The 23822-nt window shown below is 57.2% G+C and carries 23 protein-coding genes; 15 read left to right on the top strand and 8 right to left on the bottom strand.

The features are described 5' to 3' along the window. Positions 1 to 297: 297 nt before the first annotated feature. A complete protein-coding gene (gene ygiD / locus IEW12_RS24570; RefSeq protein WP_229751329.1) occupies positions 298 to 1083 on the bottom strand; it encodes a 4,5-DOPA-extradiol-dioxygenase in 786 nt (261 codons plus the stop codon). A gap of 174 nt (positions 1084 to 1257) precedes the next feature. Then, positions 1258 to 1674, bottom strand: a complete 417-nt coding sequence (locus IEW12_RS24565; RefSeq protein ID WP_188568763.1) for a DoxX family protein — start codon at positions 1672 to 1674, stop codon at positions 1258 to 1260. Positions 1675 to 2113: 439 nt separating this feature from the next. Between IEW12_RS24565 and IEW12_RS24560 the strand changes: the two genes are divergently transcribed. The 4 genes from IEW12_RS24560 (at position 2114) to IEW12_RS24545 (ending at position 6456) form a co-directional block, all read left to right on the top strand. Beyond that, positions 2114 to 3073: a LysR family transcriptional regulator gene (locus tag IEW12_RS24560; RefSeq protein WP_188568762.1), complete on the top strand. Its 960-nt coding sequence runs from the start codon at positions 2114 to 2116 to the stop codon at positions 3071 to 3073. Further along, positions 3073 to 3525, top strand: a complete 453-nt coding sequence (locus IEW12_RS24555; protein WP_188568890.1) for a DUF2721 domain-containing protein — start codon at positions 3073 to 3075, stop codon at positions 3523 to 3525. Before IEW12_RS24560 ends, IEW12_RS24555 begins: the two co-directional genes overlap by 1 nt. Before the next feature lie 9 nt (positions 3526 to 3534). Then, positions 3535 to 4653, top strand: a complete 1119-nt coding sequence (locus IEW12_RS24550; protein ID WP_229751328.1) for a lipid A deacylase LpxR family protein — start codon at positions 3535 to 3537, stop codon at positions 4651 to 4653. 138 nt (positions 4654 to 4791) lie between these two features. After that, positions 4792 to 6456 (top strand): long-chain fatty acid--CoA ligase, encoded by a 1665-nt coding sequence (locus IEW12_RS24545; protein WP_188568761.1) that lies wholly within the window; start codon positions 4792 to 4794, stop codon positions 6454 to 6456. A 62-nt stretch (positions 6457 to 6518) separates the two neighbouring features. Here the strand turns inward: IEW12_RS24545 and IEW12_RS24540 are convergent, their stop codons facing one another. Next, entirely contained in the window at positions 6519 to 6899 is a 381-nt protein-coding gene (locus IEW12_RS24540) for a carboxymuconolactone decarboxylase family protein (RefSeq protein ID WP_188568760.1), read from the bottom strand. 220 nt (positions 6900 to 7119) lie between these two features. On the opposite strand from IEW12_RS24540, the gene IEW12_RS24535 reads away from it, so the two are divergent. Further along, positions 7120 to 7854, top strand: a complete 735-nt coding sequence (locus IEW12_RS24535; protein WP_188568759.1) for a M48 family metalloprotease — start codon at positions 7120 to 7122, stop codon at positions 7852 to 7854. On the opposite strand, the gene IEW12_RS24530 is transcribed toward IEW12_RS24535, so the two are convergent. Continuing rightward, positions 7851 to 8396 (bottom strand): PaaI family thioesterase, encoded by a 546-nt coding sequence (locus IEW12_RS24530; RefSeq protein ID WP_229751327.1) that lies wholly within the window; start codon positions 8394 to 8396, stop codon positions 7851 to 7853. The genes IEW12_RS24535 and IEW12_RS24530 overlap by 4 nt on opposite strands. A 12-nt stretch (positions 8397 to 8408) precedes the next feature. Further along, positions 8409 to 8825, bottom strand: a complete 417-nt coding sequence (locus tag IEW12_RS24525; RefSeq protein WP_188568758.1) for a PaaI family thioesterase — start codon at positions 8823 to 8825, stop codon at positions 8409 to 8411. A gap of 111 nt (positions 8826 to 8936) precedes the next feature. Here IEW12_RS24525 and IEW12_RS24520 point away from each other — a divergent pair, with 111 nt between their 5' ends. After that, a complete protein-coding gene (locus IEW12_RS24520; RefSeq protein ID WP_188568757.1) occupies positions 8937 to 9953 on the top strand; it encodes a GlxA family transcriptional regulator in 1017 nt (338 codons plus the stop codon). A 32-nt stretch (positions 9954 to 9985) separates the two neighbouring features. On the opposite strand, the gene IEW12_RS24515 is transcribed toward IEW12_RS24520, so the two are convergent. Next, complete coding sequence (locus IEW12_RS24515; protein WP_188568756.1) at positions 9986 to 10648, bottom strand: TetR/AcrR family transcriptional regulator; 663 nt, start codon at positions 10646 to 10648, stop codon at positions 9986 to 9988. A 217-nt stretch (positions 10649 to 10865) separates the two neighbouring features. On the opposite strand from IEW12_RS24515, the gene IEW12_RS24510 reads away from it, so the two are divergent. The 3 genes from IEW12_RS24510 (at position 10866) to IEW12_RS24500 (ending at position 13994) form a co-directional block, all read left to right on the top strand. Next, positions 10866 to 11717, top strand: coding sequence for a helix-turn-helix domain-containing protein (locus IEW12_RS24510; protein ID WP_188568755.1), 852 nt, complete (start codon positions 10866 to 10868; stop codon positions 11715 to 11717). 127 nt (positions 11718 to 11844) lie between these two features. Beyond that, positions 11845 to 13077 carry an AGE family epimerase/isomerase gene (locus IEW12_RS24505; protein ID WP_188568754.1) on the top strand — a complete coding sequence of 411 codons (1233 nt, stop codon included), beginning with the start codon at positions 11845 to 11847 and terminating at the stop codon, positions 13075 to 13077. Next, entirely contained in the window at positions 13074 to 13994 is a 921-nt protein-coding gene (locus IEW12_RS24500) for a carbohydrate kinase family protein (RefSeq protein ID WP_188568753.1), read from the top strand. Before IEW12_RS24505 ends, IEW12_RS24500 begins: the two co-directional genes overlap by 4 nt. A gap of 46 nt (positions 13995 to 14040) precedes the next feature. Here the strand turns inward: IEW12_RS24500 and IEW12_RS24495 are convergent, their stop codons facing one another. Further along, positions 14041 to 15951, bottom strand: a complete 1911-nt coding sequence (locus IEW12_RS24495) for a glucokinase (protein WP_188568752.1) — start codon at positions 15949 to 15951, stop codon at positions 14041 to 14043. A 166-nt stretch (positions 15952 to 16117) separates the two neighbouring features. Beyond that, positions 16118 to 17182 carry a glucokinase gene (locus IEW12_RS24490; RefSeq protein ID WP_188568751.1) on the bottom strand — a complete coding sequence of 355 codons (1065 nt, stop codon included), beginning with the start codon at positions 17180 to 17182 and terminating at the stop codon, positions 16118 to 16120. A 194-nt stretch (positions 17183 to 17376) separates the two neighbouring features. Between IEW12_RS24490 and IEW12_RS24485 the strand changes: the two genes are divergently transcribed. The 6 genes from IEW12_RS24485 to IEW12_RS24460 all read left to right on the top strand — a co-directional run bounded on the left by IEW12_RS24485 (position 17377) and on the right by IEW12_RS24460 (position 23688). Continuing rightward, complete coding sequence (locus IEW12_RS24485) at positions 17377 to 18636, top strand: maltoporin (protein ID WP_188568750.1); 1260 nt, start codon at positions 17377 to 17379, stop codon at positions 18634 to 18636. Positions 18637 to 18895: 259 nt separating this feature from the next. Then, a complete protein-coding gene (locus tag IEW12_RS24480) occupies positions 18896 to 20137 on the top strand; it encodes an ABC transporter substrate-binding protein (RefSeq protein ID WP_188568749.1) in 1242 nt (413 codons plus the stop codon). Between the two features lie 159 nt (positions 20138 to 20296). Next, positions 20297 to 21181, top strand: a complete 885-nt coding sequence (locus IEW12_RS24475; protein WP_188568748.1) for a carbohydrate ABC transporter permease — start codon at positions 20297 to 20299, stop codon at positions 21179 to 21181. After that, on the top strand, positions 21181 to 22044 hold the full coding sequence (locus IEW12_RS24470) for a carbohydrate ABC transporter permease (RefSeq protein WP_188568747.1): 864 nt from the start codon (positions 21181 to 21183) through the stop codon (positions 22042 to 22044). The genes IEW12_RS24475 and IEW12_RS24470 overlap by 1 nt, the downstream gene beginning before the upstream one ends. 9 nt (positions 22045 to 22053) lie before the next feature. Beyond that, positions 22054 to 23163: an ABC transporter ATP-binding protein gene (locus tag IEW12_RS24465; RefSeq protein WP_188568746.1), complete on the top strand. Its 1110-nt coding sequence runs from the start codon at positions 22054 to 22056 to the stop codon at positions 23161 to 23163. Between the two features lie 150 nt (positions 23164 to 23313). Beyond that, positions 23314 to 23688 (top strand): nuclear transport factor 2 family protein, encoded by a 375-nt coding sequence (locus IEW12_RS24460; protein ID WP_188568745.1) that lies wholly within the window; start codon positions 23314 to 23316, stop codon positions 23686 to 23688. The last annotated feature ends 134 nt before the right edge of the window (positions 23689 to 23822 follow it).

Raw genomic sequence — 23822 nt, 5'->3', positions numbered from 1 at the left:
CGTTGTCTGAGGTGTAGCAGGGGTTTCACGGAGCACTGCTCCGTGCCTGCGGAACGGTATCCGCTTGCAAGCGGATATGCGCCCTGCAAGGGAAGCGAGTTTCGTTCATTTCCCATTTTTTGTGACGCACAAAATGTGATGGCGCCGCGCCATCACCCGTAGGGCAAGTCTGCGGTCGCCTTTCTTTTGCTTACTTTTCTTTGGCGAAGCAAAGAAAAGTGAGTGGCCGCCGGGCCACCCCCGGCCTATACCCACGAAGTGCAATTCTTGCACAAAATAATTCTAATCGTTTCTCTATCAAGAAACGACCACCGACAGCATACTAATCGCGCCCAGCTCGATTCCATCCACAGGAATCTCCAGCTTGTCCTGTTCTGTCCTGGTTCCCAGCACATACAGCAAAGGCAGGAAATGTTCGGACGTGGGTACCGATAAGGCGGCATCCTGGCCAAAGGCCTGGTAGTTGATCACGGTCTGCATATCGCCTTCCTGCAAGGCCTGACGTATCGCATTATTGAAACGTATGGCCCAGCCGTGGCCGGCGGTATCGCGGTCAAGACGGCGCAGGTTATGCACCACATTGCCACTGCCTATGATCATCACGCCTTCATCCCGCAATGCCTGCAGTTTCTGCCCCAGCGCAAAATGATAGGCGGGTGGTTTTTCGACATCGATGCTGAGCTGTATCACCGGGATATCGGCGTCGGGATAGGTCTTTACCAGCACCGACCAGGTACCATGATCCAGCCCCCATTGCTGGTCCATCGCCACCGGCAAAGGCGACAAGATTTCTGCCACGCGCCTGGCCAGCGCAGGATCGCCGGGAGCGGGGTAGCGCACGTCGAACAAGGCCTGTGGAAAACCGCCGAAGTCATGGATGGTGACCGGCGCCTGGCTGGCAGTCACTCCGGTGCCGCGGGTGGTCCAGTGCGCAGACACTGCCAGTATGGCTTTCGGGCGCGGGAAATTCTTGCCGAAATCTTCCCACACCTTGGTATAGCGATTGTCTTCCAGCGCATTCATCGGGCTGCCGTGTCCGAAAAAAATGGCCGGCATGCGTCGTGTAGTGGACATAGTGGACATGGTTTTATGGTTCTTTCTTTAATCTTACTTCGGGGTACCGATACTGTGGATAAGCAAGCTTGTCCACAATCAAAATTCAGCAGCAAGGCGCAGCTTTCCTGCCGATTCCCTGCTTAAGCTATCTTACAAGCACTTGGGGGCGGCACTGCATTCTGCAAGCGCGGCCTAGTGTGCTTAGTGTGCCTTTGCCCCGGTACTAATTCCAGCTTTACTCAATGTAACACCTGCATTGGATTGCAAGGCCACGACGACTGCCAAAACCGCCAGCAAGGCAGGATATTCCCAGCCGCCGTTAGGCGCATTGAACACCCAGCCATTGCCCATGTGTACCGTCAGCGCACCCAGCATCACCGGCAAGGTCGCCAGTGCGACCAGGCGCGTCTGAAAACCCAGCAGCAGTGCCGCTCCGCCAAAAAATTCTACCGCAACGACAGGGTAGGCCATCCAGCCGGGAAATCCCTGGCTGGCGAAGAATGCGACCGTGCCGGGCAGGGTAAACACTAGTACCTTCAGCAATGCGTGCGCAAGCAGGATGACGCCGAAGCTGACGCGCAGCAAGCTGGCAGCGATGTTGGTGTTTCTGTCGTTCATGATGATATCTCCGGTATTTATCTAGAACTCATTTCATAAATAGGAGTGAGATGCGTTTGCCTTAAAAGCGGTGCTGGCAAGGCGTGCGAGGCGTCAATAGCGAGCTATTGACAACGAGCGCAACGCAGCCAGCGCCACTTTTAAGGCAAACCCTCTGGGAACGGCCCATTTGGGCGCATTGCAGCGTTGCGCCGCTAGCAAAGACGGCCAGTCTTTGCGTCGCGACGCGCCTCGCACTGCATCCCAAATGGACTCGTTCGCACTCGCTCCTATTTATGAAATGAGTTCTAGTGTTTGTCTAGTATTTACGTGCTCTTGGCTTAGCCTGAAACGTCTGAATGCAGACCGTGAACACAGCATATATTCTTCAGTTTGATAGAAAAATGGGGATGTGAGAAAATAATTATTCCGGTTTTTAGAATAATGGGAGAGGGCTCAAATGGACCTGTTTCAAGCCATGCGCATGTTCGTCAAGGTTGCCGAATCCGGCAGTTTTTCCGGTGCCGCCAGGTCGCTGGACACCTCGAATCCTTCGGTCACGCGCTATATCGCCGACCTCGAAGCCTATATAGGCGCGCGCCTGTTCAACCGCAGTACGCGCCGGCTGAGCCTGACCGAAGTCGGCAGCAATTACCTGGAACGCTGCAACCAGGTTTTGCTGGATATCGACAATGCGGTGCTGGAAGCCGGCATGAGCGCGGCCAATCCCACCGGCACCCTGCGCATGACTGTGCCGATGTCATTTGCGGTCAACCACCTGGGCCGCATCCTGCCGGAATACATGGAGCGCTACCCGGATGTGAAGCTGGATATTTCCCTGTCCGACCGCGTAGTCAATCTGGTCGACGAAGGCTATGACCTTGGTATACGGATAGGGCGTATTGAAGATTCCAGCCTGGTGGCGCGCAAGATCGCACCCGCCCGCCTGGTGCTGTGCGCGTCGCCGGCCTACCTGGAAAAATACGGCACGCCGCTGGTGCCGCAGGACATAGAAAGACAAAACCATATCTGCCTGCGCTATAGCTATGCCAACAATCCCGACGTATGGACCTTTGTCAAAGCCGGCAAGACGCATACCGTCAAGCTGAGCAGCAGCATCAATGCGAATAACGGCGACCTGCTGCGCGAAGCCGCCGTGGGCGGCATGGGCCTGGTGCTGCAGCCCAGCTTCATCGTCGGCAACGACATCCGCGACCAGAAGCTGGTACACCTGATGCCGGATTATGTGCCGCCGGCCAGCATGGTGCAGGCCGTGTATGCGAGCCGCCAGCATTTGTCGGCCAAAGTCAGGACCTTTGTCGACTACCTGATAGAACAATTCGGCGACACGCCCTGCTGGGATGATTTTGGCAGTTGCGAAAAGGCCGGCGCCAAAAAAAGTACAAAAAAAACATCATGATCAATTTACAACTAGGCGATGTTGGGCATATCATCCAGCTTTCGATTGCACCGGTCTTCCTGTTGAGCGGCGTCGGCACCACGCTGGTGGTGCTTACCAACCGTCTGGGCCGCATCATAGACCGCTCGCGGATACTGGAAGACATCCTGCAGGCGAAAGGCCAGACCACGCAAAAACCCGCGCTGCGCGAAGAATTGAGCGAGCTGTATGAGAGGGCGCACCTGATCAACCGGGCCATTACGCTCAGCACCACCTGCGCATTGCTGATCTGCCTGGTGATTGCCGCGCTGTTTACCGGAGACGCGCTGGATGTGCAATTGGATAAGCTGATCGCTTCGCTGTTCGTCGCGGGCATCCTGGTGCTGATCGGCAGTTTTATGTTTTTCTTACGCGAGATATTTGTCGCCACCAAGACGCTTACCAGGCAGCGGCAGCACGGCATCAGAGATTAAAGGCAGGCATTGATTAAAATCCTACTCCCGCTAGCAATAGCGCTGGGTGCGCAAAGCGCGTGGGCCCAGACAGCAAACATAGAATCGCAGTGCGCAGGTATCAAACAGGGGGTGAATGAATTCATTTCCTATCCTTCCGTCATCAATCTCTACTTCGAGAATGACATGTTCACCGGCACCGACCGGGATTACACCAATGGCGTCAAGCTATCCTGGGTATCGGCCAACCTGCGCAGCTATACCGAGGCGGATTGCCTGCCGCAGTGGGTCAAGGGCATGAACTCGCTGTTCACCAGCGTACATCCTGGCGATTTTACCTCCCGCAACATGGTGGTCACACTGGGGCAGGCGATGTACACGCCGCAAGACCGGCTGCGCCGTGACGTGATTCCGAATGACAGGCCGTATGCCGGCTGGCTCTACCTGGGCCTGGGCTACAACGCCCGGAAAAGCGTGCCTCCGCCCAAGAACAAGCTGACCGAAAAACTGGATGTGGAGATGGACCGCATGGATACGGTCGAAGTGAACATAGGCGTGGTCGGGCCGGCGGCACTGGCAAAGCAGACGCAGGATTTCGTGCACGACTTGCGCGGACTGGGACGTTTCTACGGCTGGGACAACCAGCTGCACAATGAGCTGGGCCTGCAACTGGTGGCTGAGCGCAAATACAAGCTGTCCAAGCCCGATCCGGCCAGCCCTATACACTTCGACGCGATTTCCCACTTCGGCGCCAGCGTCGGCAATGTCCGCACCTATCTGAATGCCGGTATGGAGTTCCGGCTTGGCACCGGCTTGCCGGATGACTTTGGCTCGGCACCGATACGCCCGGGCGGCGATAGCAATGCGCCGGTGGAAGGCGACGGCAGCCGGTATGCGACGACCGGTGTGCATGCTTTCCTGGCGCTGGACGGCAGGCTGGTCGCCAGGGATATTTTTCTTGATGGCAACACCTTCTCTTCCAGCCCCTCTGTGCAAAAGAAATACCTGGTGGGCGATGCCGCGCTGGGCTTTGCATGGCAATGGCGCGGCGGCAAGATCGCCTACGCGCACTATATCAACAGCAAGGAATTCAAGACCCAGGCCAATTCACACAAATACGGCTCCGTAACGCTGAGCCTGGAGATGTAGTCCACTCTCCCGGCGCCAGGGCAACAGCCTGCCATTTTGCGTTGCAAATTTGTGAACGACCGTGCAAAAATCTTTTAGATGTGGCACTCTACTCCTACAAAAATACATTTCCACCAGGATAAAAGAGAGACACGAGACATGAATACCCTGCACTACGCCCATTGGCCGGTAGGCCTGCCGCATTTCCTCACTCCACCTGAAACAAGCGTCTATACCAACCTGGAAATCTCGGCCAAGCGCTACCCCAGCAAGCCCGCCATCATTTTCTACGACAAGACACTGAGCTATGCGGAGTTCCATGCCGAAGTGCTGGCGCTGGCCGGTTATCTGCAGCAGGTATGCGGCGTGCAGCGCGGCGACCGCGTATTGCTGGACATGCAGAACTGCCCGCAGTTTGTCATTGCCTATTATGCGATCATGCGCGCCGATGCGATGGTGGTGCCGGTCAATCCCATGCTGATGACCGATGAGCTGGAACATTACATCAATGACAGCGGCGCCAAGGTGGCCGTCGCTTCGCAAGAGATTTTCCCGCGCATGCTGCCGCTGGTCGGCAAGACTTGCCTGCAGCATGCAGTGGTAGCGACCTATTCCGACTTCCTGCCTGCCTCTACCGACCTTACCGTGCCCGATTTTGTCGCCGCGCCGCGCCAGGTGCCTGAGCAGGCGGGCGTGATCGCGTGGAAAGACGTGATCGCCGCCGGGCATGTTCCGGGGCCTCATCTGGCAGGCCCTGCCGACCTGGCTTGCATGCCGTATACCTCAGGCACGACCGGCAAACCCAAGGGCTGTATCCACACCCACGCATCGGTGATGTTTAACGTGGTCGGCAGCCCGGTATGGTCGGGCTCCATCAATCCGGACATGGTGTCGCTGGCGGTGCTGCCTTTCTTCCATGTAACCGGCATGCAGTCGGTGATGAACGGCGCCATCTACTGCGGCGGCGCGCTGGTGATCCTGCCGCGCTGGGACAGGGATGTGGCCGGCCAGTTGATTACCCGCTATCACGTCACAGCGTGGACGCTGGTGCCGGCCATGATGATCGATTTCCTGTCCAATCCGCGCCTGGCCGAATACGATATCTCCAAGCTGAGCCGGGTATCCGGCGGCGGCGCTGCAATGCCGGCCGCGATCGCGCAAAAGCTGCTGGCACTGACCGGCCAGACCTATATGGAAGGCTACGGCCTGTCGGAAACCATGGCGCCTTCGCACCTGAATCCGCCGCAGCGCATGAAGCAGCAATGCCTGGGCATGCCTTACTTCAGTACCGATTCACGCGTGGTCGATCCGACGACGCTGCAGGAGGTAAAGCAGGGCGAAACCGGGGAAATCTGGATCAATGGCCCGCAGGTATTCCAGGGCTATTGGAACGACCCGCAAAAAACTGCCGAATCTTTTGCCGAGCTGGATGGCAAACGCTTCTTCCGCAGCGGCGATCTCGGCTATATGGATGAAGAAGGTTTCTTCTTCTTTACCGACAGGTTGAAGCGCATGATCAATGCCAGCGGCTACAAGGTATGGCCGGCGGAAGTGGAATCAATGATGTACCAGCATCCAGGCATACAGGAATGCTGCATCATCGCTTCGCGCGATGCCTATCGCGGCGAGACGGTGAAGGCGATCGTAGTTAAAAAGCCGGGCAGCGATGTCAGCGCGGAAGACATCATCGCCTGGTCGCATGAAAAAATGGCCGCCTACAAAACCCCGCGCATCGTCGAATTTGTCGACACGCTGCCCAAGTCCGGCACCGGCAAGGTAATGTGGCGTGCGCTGCAGGAAAAAGAAGCGGCCAACAACCCCTAATCTTGGGTAATCAAAACAGACGAGGCCGGCTTGTTGCGCAAGCCGGCTTTTTTCATTCTGAGCTAGGCCTGCTGGAACACTTCCTTCAATACCACCAGCGAATTCCTGACTGCCGGGCCGCCTGCATAAAAAGTCAGTTGCAATACGGTTTCCACGATCTGTTCCTGGCTCGCGCCCAGCTTCAGCGCGGCTTGCGCATGCGCGCGCAACTGCGGCATCGCATGGCCCATCGTCACGCAGGAGGCAATCAGCACCAGCTCGCGCGTCAGCAAATCCAGGCCCGGCCTGTCCATGATCGCGCCTATCGCCCAATCTATCGTCATGTCGGCAAAGGCAGGGCAGACATCCTGCATCTCGGCGACCATCGCGGCCCCGGCATGCCCGCCATGCAGTTGTTCCAGTAACTCCAGACCGCGGCGGCGGTAAATGCTTTCGGTTTGCATATTTGCTCCTGTGTTGACATCCTGAATAAGGAGCGCCTGAAAGTAATTGCGATAATCAACGCTCCGCTGAACCACGAACGTATTTTGATTGCAAATCTTTAAGCGATAAATCCACAAGCAGTTCCTTGACTGCAAACCCCTGGTTTTCAAATGCCCGGCACTGCTAAAGACCTGCACAAGCCTGTTACCATTTGCTACTACGCCCAATCCTCCTTTCACTATGCTGCGCGCACTCTTGTTTTGTCTTGCTTTGCTTGCTGCCTGTGCTGCCTATGCCGCCTGCGCACTGACGCAGGGGCAGGTAGTGGCAGGTGCCGAACGCATGTACCGCGAACGCATTGCCGCATTGGATGCCAGATCAGCACTGGATGGCGACGCCGCTTTTCTGCAAAGAGTGAGGCAACTGGCGCAGCGCCTGATACAGCGTGCCGCTGCCGATTATCCACAGACGGCGGGCTGGACCTGGGATATTCACACCACGTCGGACCCGGAAGAAAATGCGTTTTGCATGGCGGGCGGCAAGATACTGATAGGGCAGCGCTTCGCCACTGATTTGCATCTGGACGATGCAGAACTGGCCATGCTGATCAGCCACGAAATGCAGCACGCGATACAGCAGCACAATCTGAAGGAATATCAGGAAGCCCTAAGAATAGACCCATCCTGGCAGCAAAGGCCGTTCGAAGAACTGGAACAGGCGGTGGACAATGACAATGCATTGATGCGCAAGCTGGCCGCTTTCAACCTGGCGCAGGAAGTGGAGGCCGACCGCGAGGGCATGCAACTGGCCTGGCGCGCCGGCTGGCCGGCACATGGGCTGGCGAATTATTTCAAGAAGCTGGCGCGTGCCAGTGCATCGCCAAATTTCGACAGCCGCAGCCACCCCGCGCCGGCCCGCCGCTGGCAGGCGGCGCGGGAGCTGGCACACCAGTTGACCGTCATTAAGGCTGATTAAGGCAAGGGGAAAATCAGGCAGGTGGTGGTCGCATGCGCATACAGCTTGCCGTTCGCATCGATGATGCGCCCTTCTGCCGTGCCGACCCGGCTGCCGACCTGGATGACCTTGCCTTCGGCCCGCACCGGACCTGTCTTATCGGTCATCGCGCGTATCATATTCACCTTGATCTCCAAGGTGGTGTAGCCCACGCCCTTGGGCAATACCGATTGCACTGCGCAACCCACCGCCGAATCCAGCAAGGTGCAGAAGTAGCCGCCGTGCACGCTGCCGAGAGGATTGTAGTGTTCCTTGCCCGGCGTACCCTGGAACACGATACGGCCGGGTTCACCGTCCACAGCCAGAAATCCCAGCGTTTGGGCAATCGGCGCGGCCGGCAACTCGCCGCTGATGATCGCACGCAGGAACTCAAAGCCGCTCCGCGACTTCATCTGCTCCATTGTAGACACGCCATAGCCGGCGATGTTAGCCCTTACTTCGGCCTCGCGCGCCAGCCACTGCTCCAGCACGCTGCCGTTTCCTTCCAATCCTTCAGCCATCATCAACCTCTTCGTTTATTTAGGAAATAAGACCATCTGCGTGCAGCGGAACAGCGCCAGCGTCTTGCCGTTCTGGCTGACCACCGCATCCCAGACTTGCGTGGATTTACCCAGATGCACAGCCTTGGCTTCGCACTGGATCACGCCTTCCAGCGCGGTACCCAGATGATTGGATTTCAGTTCTATCGTCGTAAAACCGCTGGCGCCTTCCGGCAGATGTGCCACGCAGCCATAGCCGCAGCAGGTATCCGCCAGCGTCACTACGCTGCCTGCGTGCAGGAAACCGTTAGGCGCCATCAGATGCGGGACCACCGCCAGTTCCGCCTGCACTTCGCGTTGTGCGATCTTCTTGATCACTATCCCCAGGTGCCCAGGCAAAAAGTTTTTGCCTACCTCGTTATAAGCGTCTGCTGAAAATTTGTCTTTGACCATGATGCTTGCCTCGTTGCAAATGAAGACCATTGTAGGTATTGCGGCGAAGGCAGGATAGTGTCAGTATTGACTCAATTGAAGCCAAAACTGACAAGCCTGCGGAAATAGCCTATGTGCAATATCGAAGTGTGGATTTACCCGGACTGCCTGGCCTCCGCCGTGACCGGGCCGCTGGACATTTTTGCCGCGGCCAATGCGATCTGGGCGGCAAAAAACCGCGACCGTACCGGCCCGCTATTTACATGGAGCATACGCTCGCTCGATGGTAATCCTGTCAAAACGCCTTCTGGCATACAGATTGCGGCGGATGGCGCCATAGAAAACGAAGCTGGCGACACAGATGTCGTGATGCTGCCCGGCATTTATATCGACAAAGGCGTGGCGGGATTGCTGGCCAATCTGCAGCAATTGCAGCCGCTATACCCTTTGCTGCAGCAAAGATACCGGCAAGGCAGCCTGCTGGCAGCCAATTGCAGCGCCAGTTTTTTATTGGCCGAAGCAGAACTGCTGGATGGCGGCCACGCAACCACGACCTGGTGGCTGGAACGCGCGTTTCGCGCCCGTTATCCACAGGTGGAACTGCGGTTGGCCGATGTGTTGACTGAATACGAGCGCATGCTATGCAGCGGCGCCGGCACCAGCTACCTGAACATGAGCCTGCACCTGGTGCAGCGCTATGCCGGCCAGGATATAGCCGCGGTTTGTGCGAAGAGCATGCTGATCGACGCCAACCGCACGTCGCAGATGCCCTACATCAGCATGACCCAGCAGGACAGCCAGTCGCATAGCAATAGCCTGGTGCTGCGCGCGCAGAAATGGATGAGCAAGCGGCAAGACCTGCCCTTCAGTCTGCGCGACCTGGCCGCTCATCTTGCGGTCAGTGAACGCACGGTGATACGGCATTTTCATCAGGCGCTGGATAGTACGCCCACCGCCTATTCACAGCTGCTGAAAATCGACCTTGCCAAACGCTTGCTAGAAACTTCGACGCTGAGCCTGGATACCGTGTCTGAACGCATAGGTTACGCCGACCCCGGTTCTTTCCGCCGCCTGTTCAAGCGCGAGACCGGCCTGTCGCCTGCAGATTACCGGCAACAGTTCAGGCAACGCAAGAATATGCCGGCATAAGAGAAGGAAGAAATACAGGTAGTCTGAAAACGCTAGGCCTTGTTATCCGGCCATTGCGCCAGCAAGACCGCGGGCAGGATGTCTTCGAGGAAATCCCCCATGCCTGCATCCATCATGGCCAGATTATCAAATTTGCCGTCCAGCGCCAGATGGGCAAAACCGTGCACGGTGGACCATGCCAACAGCTTAATGGTACGGGCAGCCTTGTCCAGCGGCTGATCGGCCGCCATGCCCAGGTACAGGCGCACCGCCTGCTCCACCTCGGCCAGCGCCGCCTGGCCGGCGATTTCCAGCCTTGCCTCTTCTGCTAGCAACAGATCATGCCTGAACATTAAGTGGAAGCGGCCCGGATAAGCCAGTGCAAAACACACATACGCCTTGCCCAGCGCGCGCATGCGGGCGGCTCCTGTCAACGCACCTCCCGCCTCCTTCAGATAGCGGGCTAGTTCTGCAAAACCCAGGATGGCGACCTCGCTGAGCAGGCCGGCGGCGCTGCCGAAATGGTGGGCCGGTGCCGCGACGGACACGCCGGCACGGCGCGCCGCCTCGCGCAGCGTAAATCCTGCCACGCCGCGTTCACTCAGGATATCGTCGGCTGCGGCAATCAGGGATTCGCGCAGCGAGCCGTGATGATAGGCATCCCGGACTTCCCTGGCCTGTTCCGTGTCTGTAGAGGGTATTTTTTTATTATCCATGCTGGTCTGTAAAACCCTGATCTTGACAGTGTTAAATTATATGCCAAGCCAACACAGATGCGCCTCATCGCGCGCAATACTGCGCAGTTTTATTGCACTTTTTATTGCATTTTCCGTAAATAAACACAGCGCCTGCAATGATGCAGTCATCGGCGTAGACTTGAGGATGGACGACATTCCGGCAAGCAAGGCCGTATTCTTATGAAGGCGAATTCTGATGCTTACGACGACCGCCGCAAATAGCGCAAAAAGAAATGTGGGCATTTCCTTGCAACACATGCCTGCATGCAAAGTCAGCCTGGCGCCGCAAACCCGCCACTTGCTGGCCATCCATGTCGGCAAACCTGTCCGGGCGGCTTGCAGACTGGCCGGCGGACCGTTGCAGCGGCGATTGCAAATGCCTGGCGACATCGATGTGGTGCCGGCCGGTTGCACCGGTGAATGGGAAGATGAGGCTCCGTGTTCTATATTGACGATCAGCCTGTCTCAGGACCTGGTTGCGGCGACTGCAGCGCGTATGGACATCGACTTGTCTGTGCGCGGTATCAGGCCGCAATTGCAATTGCGCGATAAAAGCATAGAACACCTGGCTTGGGCGCTGCAGGCACAACATCGCACAGCCACGGCCGCCGCCGCCATCTACCTGGAGAGCCTGGGTACCGCGCTGGCAGCGCATCTGCTGGGTTCGTCCGTGCCGGAGCGAGTAGACAATGCTGCAGCGCAAGCGGGCAAATTGCGCCAGCTTCCCGCACCTGGACTGCAGCGCGTGCTGGTCCACATAGAAAACAATCTGGATACGGACTTGTCGCTGGCTGAACTTGCTGCAATCGCGGGCCTCAGTGTCTCCCATTTTAAAATGCGGTTCAAAACTGCAACCGGTATTGCCGCGCATCGCTACGTGATGCGGCGGCGCGTGGAATTTGCTGCGGAGCTGATACAAGGCGGCCAGCCGCTGAGCCAGGTTGCGCTGCAAGCCGGGTTTACACACCAGAGCCATATGGCGCGCAGCATGCGGCAGTTGCTGGGCCTGGCACCAGGTGAACTTCAGCGGCGGATTTCAGTCAAATAGCCGGTGCGCGGTAGCGCTACCATGCGCGCTGTGCTACATTCCGCTGTGCCGTATCTGCTTTCCAGATTTCACGGTCAGCACCACTATCTATCAGCTATCTGCCTGCCATAACTACATCAGAGACTACATGATTCCCGATTTCCGTTCGCGCGACATGCTGTTGTCGCACATCTCGCACACCATGCGCTTCTACCATCCACGCTGTATCGATCCTAGCGGCGGCTTCTATCATTTCTTCATGGATGACGGCAGCGTATACGACACAAGCACGCGCCATCTGGTCAGCAGCACGCGCTTCGTTTTCAACTACGCAATGGCTTACCGCCAGTTCGGCAACGCCGACTATTTGAACGCCTTGCGGCACGGCCTGGACTTTTTGCGCAATGTGCATCGCGATAGCAATAGCGGCGGCTATGCATGGCAATTGTCCTGGCAGGATGGAAAAAAGACCGTCACCGACGGCAACAACCACTGCTACGGTTTGGCCTTTGTATTGCTCGCTTACTCGCATGCGCTGACGGCTGGTGTACCCGAGGCGCGTGAACATGTGGCGGAAACCTTCGCCTTGATGGAGCAGCGCTTCTGGCAGCCAGAGCACGGCCTGTATGCCGATGAAGCCAGCGCCGACTGGTCTGTGCTGGACTCCTACCGCGGCCAGAACGCCAATATGCATGCCTGCGAAGCCTTGCTGGCAGCCTATGAGGCCACCGGCGAGAAACAGTATCTGCATCGCGCAGAAACCCTGGCCCACAATATCACCGTGCGCCAAGCAGCGCTGGCCGGCGGCATGATCTGGGAACACTACCAGGCCGACTGGTCGGTGGACTGGGAATACAATCTGCATGACAAGACCAATATCTTCCGCCCCTGGGGTTACCAGCCGGGACATTTCACCGAATGGGCCAAGCTGCTGCTGATCATGGAGCGCCATGCAGATGCACTGGCCGGACCAGCCGACTGGCTGGCGCCGCGCGCGGCGCAATTATTCGATACGGCGCTGGGTAAAGCCTGGGATGATGAGCACGGCGGCATCTTTTACGGCTTCGGCCCGCAAAACGAAATCTGCGACGCCGACAAATATTTCTGGGTGCAGGCGGAAAGCCTGGCGGCAGCGGCTGTGCTGGCGCAGCGCACCGGCGACGACGTCTACTGGCAGCACTACGATAATATCTGGCACTATAGCTGGCGCCATTTTGTCGATCATCAGCATGGCGCGTGGTACCGCATACTCAGTGCCGACAATAAAAAATACAGCGCGGAAAAGAGCCCGGCCGGCAAGGTGGACTACCACACGATGGGCGCCTGTTACGAAGTATTGACAGTGCTGGACCGCGCAGACAAGTCCGGGAGCAGGGCATGAGCGGCTTGCCGCGTTTTGTCGCCGCCGGTGAAGCGCTGACCGACATGCTGCATACCGGCGCCGATAGCTGGAAGGCGCAGGTCGGCGGCTCCACCTGGAATGTGGCGCGCGTACTGGCCGGCCTGGGCGTGCAGAGCGCCTTTGCCGGCGCCGTCAGCCAGGACGTGTTCGGCGATGCGCTGGCGGCGGCCAACGATGCCGCCGGGCTGGACCCGCGCTTCCTGCAGCGCGTTGCCAAATCGCCGCTGCTGGCGATGGTGTACCAGCTTGATCCGCCCAAATATTTTTTCGTCGGCGATGACAGCGCCGACCTGCACTTTGACCAGAGCCAGTTGCCTGCACAATGGCAGCAGCATGCGCAATGGGTGCATTTCGGCGGCATCAGCCTGGCGCGCCAGCCGTTGGCCGGCAAGCTGGTCGCGCTGGCAGAAGAATTGAAACAGGCCGGTGTCGCAATCAGCTACGATCCCAATTTCCGCGCCCTGATGGATAAGGATTACGATCCCACCTTGCGCCGCATGACAGAGCTGGCCGACGTGATCAAGGTATCGGATGAAGACCTGCAGGGCTTATTCCGCAGCGACGATATTGCTGCGGCATTTTCCACGATGCGGCAATGGAATCCACGCGCGATCTTCCTGTTTACCCGTGGAGCGCAGGGTGCTGCGTTATACCGCGGTGATCAGGTATGGCAGGCTTTACCGCCGGCCATCCAGGTAGTGGATACGGTAGGCGCAGGGGACGCCAGCATAGGCGGCTTGCTGTTCAGCCTGATGTCCAATACCGGCTATGACGATGGCGAGCATCTGCGCTTTGCAGTAGCCGCAGGCGCAGCAGCTTGTACCGCGGCAGGAGCGGCACCGCCGGATCTGGCCCTGATAAGACGTTTGTTTGAAACCTGCGCGCTGTCTTCCTAAAACGCATCGTCAAAACAGCCGGGAACCATCAGCGGCGCCGGAAAATTTATTCCAGGTGGCCGCTGAACTTGAACTTTGCATTGGTGCGCGGACCGTGATGCTGTCCATCTTCCTCGCCCATCTGCGGACTTTGCGCCTGTTGTGCCGAGTCGCGCCGCGCCAGGCCAACCGATAGAATATCCAGCAGCATCAGTTGCAGCAAGCGCACTATCATAGGGACAAAATTCAGATTGCCCTCGGCATGGTTCAGCGTCAGCAATACATCGGCCAATTTGGCCAATGGTGAATTGCTGTTGGTGATGGCCAGGATGCGGGCGCCGCAGGCACGTGCGATCTTGACCGACTTCAGTAGCTCGGGCCGCACGCCGGAGCGCGACACCACCAGTACGACATCGTTCGGGGTCAGCATTGCGGCGCTCATCTCTTGCGCCTGCGGGTCGGGGAAATAGCTGCTGACTATGCCCAGGTGCAGCAATTTCTGCTGCATGTCTTCGGCCACTACGCGGGCGCTGCCTACGCTCAGCAATTCCACCCTGTGCGCGCTGCGCAGCATGTCTATGCTGGCAGTCAGTGCCTTGACGTCCAGCATGTCGCGCAGGGCCAGCGCTGCCGAGGCATTATTGCCAAGCACCTTGCGCGCCAGTTCCGCATCGGAATCCGACATTTCCACATGCGCATGGGCGACCGTGATGGCCCCTCCTGTCATGCCGGAAGCCAGCTTCAGCTTGAAATCGGCCAGGCCCTGCACCCCGATCGAGCGGCAAAAACGCATCACCGTCGGCTGGCTGACACCAATGCGCTGTGCGATCTCGGCGATGGGCAGGGTCAGCATTGCATTCGGCTCCTTCAGTACCCAGTCGGCTACCTTGCCTTCCGACTGGCTCATGCGCTCGCGCGCCTGGCGTATCTTTTCCAGCACCGGCGCGCCGGCATTGGCCAGCTTCAGTTTTTGCGCCAGGATGGCCGAGATGCCAAGAAAGGTCGGCTGCTCTGCAGTGATCACATAAGTAGGTATTTGCGACAGGTAGCCGGCCAGCCGGCCTTTTTCTTCAAAGCGAGCACGGAACTGCGACTTTGCCAGCAAGGGGCCCAGGCGCGGCACGATGCCGCCGCCGATGTAGATGCCGCCCAGCGCGCCCAGGGTCATTGCCAGGTTACCTGCAATGGAGCCCAGTATCGCGCAAAAGCATTCCACCGCTTCCACTGCAACCGCACAACTACCGTTCAGCGCACGGCTGGTTACTTCAGCGGCCGGCAGGGAGGGTTCTTCGGTGTTGCCGGCGCGTTCGGCCAGCGCGCGGTAGATCAATTCCAGCCCGCGCCCAGAAGCCATGCGTTCTGCCGACACGTGCGAGACGCGCGACATCTCGCGCCAGGCAAAAGCCAGCACATCCATTTCACGCTGATCGCAAGGGCTGAAGCTGACGTGACCGCCCTCACTACCCAGGGCAATCCAACGGTCGCCGGCCGGTATCATACCGGACACCCCCAGGCCGGAACCCGGGCCGAGCAAGCCGATCACACCGCTGTCGCGCGCCGTGCCTGCGCCGACCTGCTGGCGCTGGTCCGGACGCAGATGCGGCAGCGCCATCGCCAGTGCGGTAAAGTCATTTACCACCAGCAGGGTGTCCAGGCCCAGCGCTATGCGCATTGCTTCGATGGAAAAAGACCAGTGGTGGTTCATCATCTTGATGACATCGTCATCGATGGGATTACCGATCGCTATGGCTGCGTGATACACGCGTGAAGAACCCGCGGCCCTGGCCGCCGGACTACTCATGTAAGCCTGGATTGCATCTTGCAGGGATTCGTAATTTTCGCAGGGCAGTACGGCTGCCGCTTCGAAAACGCCGGGCCGGGTCTCCAGCACGAAGCGTGCGTTGACACTACCGATATCGGCCAGCAGGCGTGCGCCGTCGCTGAAGCGATCGGCGTCTGTTTTCTGGTCTGTCTTCATGAGCAAGCCCTCTCTGTACCGGACCCGCAACATCCGCCCGGCTTGCCGCTTGGCGGTGATGATGCTTGAACGAAGCCCGGCTTACTGATGTTGGTTAAATGATCGGCAACCTTGGATTCTAATTCGGATTTACTTCGTTTGTGATGATATTACGTCATGCCATCTTTCAAAGCTTTTCGCTGCTCGCCGCTGCCGCGATATTTTCCGACAAAATCGCCGATACACCCAGGAACGCCGGATATTCTGCCGTGATCACGTAAGTTGGAATTTGCGCCAGGTAGCTGACGAAGCGGCCTTTCTGTTCAAAACGCTCGCGGAAAGGCGAAGCCAGGAAACGCTGCCCCAGCCGCGGTACGATGCCGCCGCCGATATAAATGCCGCCCAGCGAGCCCAGCGTGACGGCCAGATTGCCGGCGACGGTACCGAGGATCGCACAAAAGCGGTCTATCGCTTCTTCGCACAAGGCATTTTCCCCGGCCAGCGCCAGGCGGGAAATTTCCGGTGCCGGCAGGCCGGGAACGCTGAGCCCCTGCATGTCGGCCAGTGCGCGGTAGATCAGTTCCAGCCCGTCTCCGGACAGCAGGCGCTCTGCCGACACATGGCCGAACTCGCCCCAGGCAAAGCGCAAGATGCCGATTTCTGTCTCGTCCGCCGGCGAAAAGGTCACATGCCCACCCTCGCTCTGCAACGGAGTCCAGTGGCCGTTGGACGGAATCAGTCCTGAAACGCCAAGGCCGGTACCGGCGCCCACCAGACCGATTACATGCTCGTTTTTTGCACTGCCGCCGCCGACCTGTTGTTTTTGATCCACCGCCAGATGCGGCAGCGACATCGCCAGCGCGGTGAAGTCATTAACTACAAGAAACAACTCAAAACCCAGCTTCTGGCGTACCGCTTCTATCGAAAACTGCCAGTGGTGATTGGTCATCTGCACCTGGTCGCCGGTGACTGGATTGGCGATCGCCAGTGCGCAATAACGCACGCCGTCGGGGCTCAGAGCACGAATCGCCGGAGTCGCCAGATAGGCTTGCATGGCGTCTTCTACATTCGGGTAATCCTCGCATGGTAGTACCGCTACCGCCTCTATCCTGTCCGCAGCGGTCTCCAGCGCGAAGCGTGCATTAGTGCCTCCGATGTCTGCCAAAAGACGTGGAAAGCCAGTTGATGATGCATTGATCGACGACGATGTGTGACGAAGAGAATTCGAAACTTTATTGTTATCTGTAGGCATTGAGGATCATGGAGAAACGCCGAATTCGGCCAATGGGCTCATGATAATGCGAAAATTCGTAGGAATACAACATAATGTGTTGAAATTTTTACGTAGTATAGTTACCATTCAGTTGCCAGAATGATTTCTGGACGGTAAAAGCTCAACATCGGCCTTTTACTCGCAAAAGACAAAACGACCGAGGAGACACACCCATGAATCGCATCATCCTGAAAGCTTTACCTGCAGCAATCACCCTGGCACTCGCATGTGGATCGGCTTACGCCGGTGACGAAGAAGGCTTCCACGGCTACCTCCGTGCAGGCGCAGGCAGCAGCTCCACCCACGGCCCGCAAAGCTGCTTCGGCCTGGGCGGCAACACCATGAAATATCGTCTGGGTAATGAGTGCGACTCTTACTTTGAAGGCGGCTACACAAAAGAAATCGCCAAGGTTGACGGCGTAAGCTACCTGGCAACAGTCTGGGCAGATGCATACAGCCCAAATTCTGATTTCGGCGGTTCCAAGCTGGAACTGGCAAAAGCCTATGTAGAAGCGCGCGGCCTGGATTTCCTGAATGGCGGTACTGCCTGGATCGGTAAGCGTTACTACTTCCGTCCAGATATCCATATGCTGGATTTGCAATACATTAACTTCAACGGTACCGGCGGCGGTATCGACCAATACAAACTGGGGCCGGGCAAGTTAGGCTACGCATTCTTCAAAGACAACGACGCGACATCGACTGACCCAGTCACCAAAGTTGTCAGCACGACAGCAGCAACCCGTCAAAACTTCATTTACCAGGATGTTCCGGTCAATGCAGGCGGTTCCATGGACTTCGCCGCTTCCGTCATCACTGCACAAGGCAACGACACAATTGCCGGTAAAAAGCACAACGGCTGGCAGTTGTCTGTATTCCACAAGCAAGATAAAGTATTCGGCGGTGCCAACACCTTCGGTATCCAGTACGGCGTAGGCCCTGGTACAGGTATCGGCGTAGGCAATGACCGTATCGGCGCATCCGGCAGCACTCTGCTGGGTTCCGACGTGACACGTCTGCGTATATTTGACGACGTATGGGTACAGCCTACAGAAAACTTCGGTATGGAATTCGTTGCCCTGGTACAGCGCGACAAATCCGATGCAGGCGGTTCCAGCACCTGGACTTCCATCGGTGCCCGTCCTGTGTACGCACTGACCAAGAACTTCAAGCTGCAAATGGAATTGGGTACAGACCGTGTTACTTCCGCTACCGGCGGCCCTGCACAGCGCCTGACCAAGATCACTTTTGCACCGACCATCTCGGCCGGTCCTGGCTTGTGGTCACGTCCTGAATTGCGTGCTTATGTGACTTACGGCAAATGGAACGATGCAGCAACTGCCGCAGTCAATGCATCCAACAATTCCGGACCGGTCTACAACAACAATACCAGCGGTGCTTCTTACGGTATCCAGCTGGAAACCTGGTTCTAATAAATCCACTGCGCTGCCCCTCACCGGGTGGCGCATTTGACGTCCGGGCCATGCATTTGCTGCTCATTTTCTGCTCTACCATGCATGAAAATCCCGGCGCCAGCGGTTTTACCTGTTTTGTTTAGTGATGAAGGCGGCCAGACTGCATGTGGCCGGAAGTAGGAATAGCGTCGGCACAGGCGCACCCCATGTGTTTCGGCCAAAATGTGCCGCAGCCGGAACCTCACAACACGTTGGATCCATAATAAGGAATTTGGAGATGAAACTGAAACAACTCGTCATGATGACTGCCCTGGCATGCGCCGGCAGCGCTTTTGCAACCGACGTTGAAGTGTTGCACTACTGGACTTCCGGCGGTGAAGCCAAGTCCGTAGGCCAATTGCAATTGATGGTCAAAGAAGCCGGCTTCGGCTGGAAAGATTTCGCTGTTGCAGGCGGCGCCGGTGAAAACGCGGCAACTGCACTGAAAGCACGCGTCATTTCCGGCAATCCTCCTACCGCTGCGCAAATCAAGGGCCCTTCCATCCAGGAATGGGGTCATGAAGGCGTGTTGGCCAATATCGACGATGCAGCCAATGCAGGCAAATGGGACAGCGTCCTGCCTAAAGTTGTTGCAGACATCATGAAATACAAAGGCCACTATGTGGCGGCACCGGTTAACGTCCATCGCGTGAACTGGATGTGGGTCAATCCTGAAGTACTGAAAAAAGCCGGCGTCGTTGGCACACCAACCACTTGGGACGCTTTCTTTGACGCAGCGGAAAAAATCAAGAAGTCCGGCGGCATCGCAATCGCTCACGGCGGCCAGCCATGGCAGGACGCAACCGTGTTTGAAACAGTGGCACTGGGCGTAGGCGGTACAGAGTTCTACAAAAAAGCCATCCTGAAACTGGATCAAAAAGAACTGACCAGCCCAACCATGCTGAAAGTGTTTGATACACTGGGCAAGGTCAAGACTTACATCGACAAAGACGCAGCAGGCCGCGACTGGAACCTGGCAACAGCCATGGTCATCAACGGCAAAGCCGGCTTCCAGTTCATGGGTGACTGGGCCAAGGGCGAGTTCTCCAATGCCGGCAAAGTTCCAGGCAAAGACTACCTGTGCGTAGCTGCTCCTGGCACTGACAAGGCATACACGTTCAACGTCGATTCCTTCGCAATGTTCACGCAAAAAGATGCTGATGCGAAAAAAGGCCAGATCGCTTTGGCAAACGCGATCATGGATCCTAAGTTCCAGTCCATCTTCAACCTGAACAAGGGTTCCATCCCTGTACGTTCCGGCGTTTCCCGTGCCAAGTTCGACGAATGCGCAATCAAATCCATGGATGACATGGATTCGACCAACAAAAACGGCGGCCTGGTACCTTCCTTCGCACACGGCATGGCATTGGCAACAGCAACGCAAGGCGCTGTAACAGACGTCATCGCCAAGTTCATGAACTCCAACATGAGCTCCAAAGACGCAGTTGCAGCACTGGCAAAAGCGGCAAAAACGAAGTAAACATTCTGAGGTACACTCTGCATCCGTAAGCAATATGCAGTAAATAATGCATCGGACCGCCGCCCGGCAGTCCGATGCATTTGTTTAGCGGCTTAAACTAGTAATGCAAAAAAGAAACATCCTCGGTACCTCCCGCTTTTCACTCTCCTAAGCCGTCCTATGTCACTACGCAAGCACTTTGATCGATGGATACCACAATTGGTGCTGGGCCCCACGCTCATCGCCAGTCTGTTATTCGTCTACGGTTTCATCTTTTTGACCGGCTATATTTCCCTGACCGAATCGCGGCTGATGCCGAATTTCGATTTCGCGGGCCTGGCCCAATACCAAGAATTATTCGACAATGAACGCTGGTGGACTTCACTGACCAACCTCGGCATTTTCGGCTCCCTGTTCATCCTGGTCAGTGTTGTGGTAGGCCTGTTCATGGCCATCCTGCTGGACCAGAAAATCCGCGCTGAAGGCGCGCTGCGCGCTGTCTACCTGTATCCCATGGCGCTGTCCTTCATCGTTACCGGCACCGCCTGGAAGTGGATGCTCAATCCCAGCCTGGGCCTGGAAAAGCTGATGCACGACTGGGGCTGGTCCTCGTTCACGTTTGACTGGCTGGTCGATTCCGACATGGCGATCTACACCGTCGTGATCGCCGCGGTTTGGCAGTCTTCCGGCTTTGTGATGGCGCTGTTCCTGGCCGGCCTGCGCGGCATCGATGACGAAATCATCAAGGCGGCACAAGTGGATGGCGCATCGCTGCCGACCATCTATCGCCGCATCATCATCCCCGCCATGCGTCCGGTATTTTTCAGCGTGCTGCTGATCCTGTCGCATATCGCAATCAAGAGCTTCGATCTGATCATTGCGCTGACTGCAGGCGGCCCCGGCAATTCTTCTTCAGTACCGGCGATCTTCATGTACCAGTTCTCCTTCACGCGCGGCCAGCTCGGCCTCGGTTCTGCATCGGCAATGATGATGCTGGCCACCATCGTCGCGGTGCTGGTACCGCTGATGTATCTCGAAGCGCGCAGCGCAAAGGCGATGAGATAATGCAAACCACTAAAAAACTGACCCCGGGACGCATCGTCCTGTATGTGCTGCTGATCCTGTTTGCACTGTATTACATCGCACCGCTGTACGTGATGGTGTCCACCTCGTTCAAGACCCTGGATGAAATCCGTTCCGGCAACTTGCTGTCCTTGCCGAATGGCTTGAATACCGATTCCTGGGCCAAGGCCTGGTCCAGCGCCTGTACCGGCGTCACCTGTAACGGCTTGCAGCCTTTCTTCGTCAATTCGCTGAAGATGGTGATCCCGGCGGTGCTGATTTCCACCTTCCTCGGCGCGTTCAACGGCTATGTGTTTGCGCACTGGCGCTTCCGCGGTTCGGAAATGCTGTTTACCGCCTTGCTGGTGGGCTGCTTCATCCCTTTCCAAGTGGTGATCCTGCCTATGGCGCGCTTGCTGGGTGACTTCGGCCTGGCCAATACCACCTTCGGTCTGGTGTTTGTGCACGTGGTATACGGTACGGCATTTACCACGCTGTTTTTCCGTAACTACTATATAGGCGTGCCGGAAGAACTGATCAAGGCGGCCCGCATTGACGGCGCCGGTTTCTTCCTGATCTTCCGCAAGATCGTGCTGCCTATCTCCGGCCCTATCTTCGTCGTGTGCATCATCTGGCAGTTCACGCAGATCTGGAATGACTTCCTGTTCGGTATCGTATTCGCCAGCGGCGATTCGCAGCCGATCACGGTAGGCTTGAACAACCTGGTCAATACCACGACCGGTGTAAAGGAATATAACGTCGACATGGCTGCCGCCATTATTGCGGCAATCCCGACTCTCATCGTCTACCTGGTCGCCGGCCGCTATTTCGTGCGTGGCTTGACCGCAGGCGCAGTTAAAGGTTAAGGAATAAGAATGTCTAATTTAACGATACGCAATATCCGCAAGGTCTATCCGAATGGCGTCGAAGTGCTGAAGGGCATCGACATCGAAATCAAGGATGGCCAGTTCCTGATCCTGGTCGGCGGCTCCGGCTCCGGCAAATCCACGCTACTGAACATGATCGCCGGCCTGGAAGATGTCACTTCCGGCGAAATCCTGATCGGCGACAAGGTCGTCAATGACTTGCCGCCGAAAGATCGCGACATCGCGATGGTGTTCCAGTCCTATGCGCTGTATCCATCAATGACAGTGCGCGAAAACATCGCCTTCGGACTGGGTGTGAAAAAGGTGCCGAAACAGGAACAGGAAGAGATCGTTGCCCGCGTTGCCGAAACCCTGCAGATCACGCATCTGCTGGATCGCCGTCCGGCACAATTGTCCGGCGGCCAGCGCCAGCGGGTAGCGATGGGCCGCGCGATCTCGCGCAAGCCTTCGCTGTTCCTGTTCGATGAACCGCTGTCCAACCTGGATGCCAAATTACGCGTGGAAATGCGCGCCGAGATCAAGCTGCTGCACCAGCGCCTGAAATCCACCATCGTCTATGTTACGCACGACCAGATCGAAGCGATGACGATGGGTGACCTGATCGCGGTGATGAAAGACGGCGTAGTACAGCAACTGGGTACCCCGCAAGATATCTACGACAATCCGGCCAACCTGTTCGTAGCAGGATTTATAGGCTCGCCGTCGATGAACTTCATCAACTGCAAGCTTGCCATCGAAGGCGACGACGTTTATATGCCTATAGAAAACGCCGGCAAGGCAATGCGCCTGAAACTGCCGTTCGCTGCCGATAAACTGCGCGCCTTCGCCGGCCGTGAGCTGACCCTGGGCGTACGTCCGGAACAGATCACCGACGTCGGCAGCGCGCATGGCGACAACGGCCAGGAACTGTCCTGCCTGATCGACCTGGTAGAGCCAACCGGTCCGGATACGCTGCTGACGACCAAGCTGAACGGCGGCGCAGTTACCTGCCGCGCCCACCCGCGTGAAGCGGTGCAGCCCGGCCAGACCATGGCCCTGTCGTTCAATCTGTCCAAGGCAGCCTTGTTCGACCCGGCTACCGGCGAGCGCATCATCTAAGCATCCCTCCTTAAACAGCATGAACGGACGATGAAATAATCATCCGTTTATGCTGCACATCGTCCTTTCCTGCGCGACATCCAAGCTCATCCTGCCTAAGCTCTTTATACCAGCAGCCATCCCGGCCCTGCTATAACAACGGAGCACACGATGCCAAGCAAGCAAAATGTAGAACGGTTAATAGAACTCGTCGTTAGCGACCAGACCGTACAGGCAATGCAGGAATTCTATGCCGACAATGCCAGCATGCAAGAAAACAACCAGCCGCCCAGAACGGGCCTGCCCCAACTGCTGGAACACGAGCATCAGGTACTACGCAAATTCAAGTCGATAAAAGCGCAAACGGTGGAGCCTTTCTTCATCGCCGGCGACCATGCGGTGATCCACTGGATATTCGATTTCACGACCCATGATAATCGCCGCTTCCGGCTGGATGAGCTGGCTTACCAGACTTGGGAAGGGGAGAAGATAGTGAAGGAAAAGTTTTACTATGATCCCGCGCCGCAGTGGGTGGGTGCCGAATAACAAGGCCTTGATGGATGCTTGCCCTTTGCCGGGCAGGAAATGGCTCGCGATAATTGAAATGGTATTTCAACGCCAGAGCGACGTGCTTTCAGGCTGATTGACGGTACTCGTATCAAGCCTGCGCAAGACAGGCT

Source organism: Parundibacterium terreum (assembly GCF_014636315.1).
Taxonomy (GTDB): Bacteria; Pseudomonadota; Gammaproteobacteria; order Burkholderiales; family Burkholderiaceae_D; genus Undibacterium; species Undibacterium terreum.
Note: the sequence above shows the minus strand (reverse complement) of the source record. Positions and strands in the feature narration are given on the sequence as shown.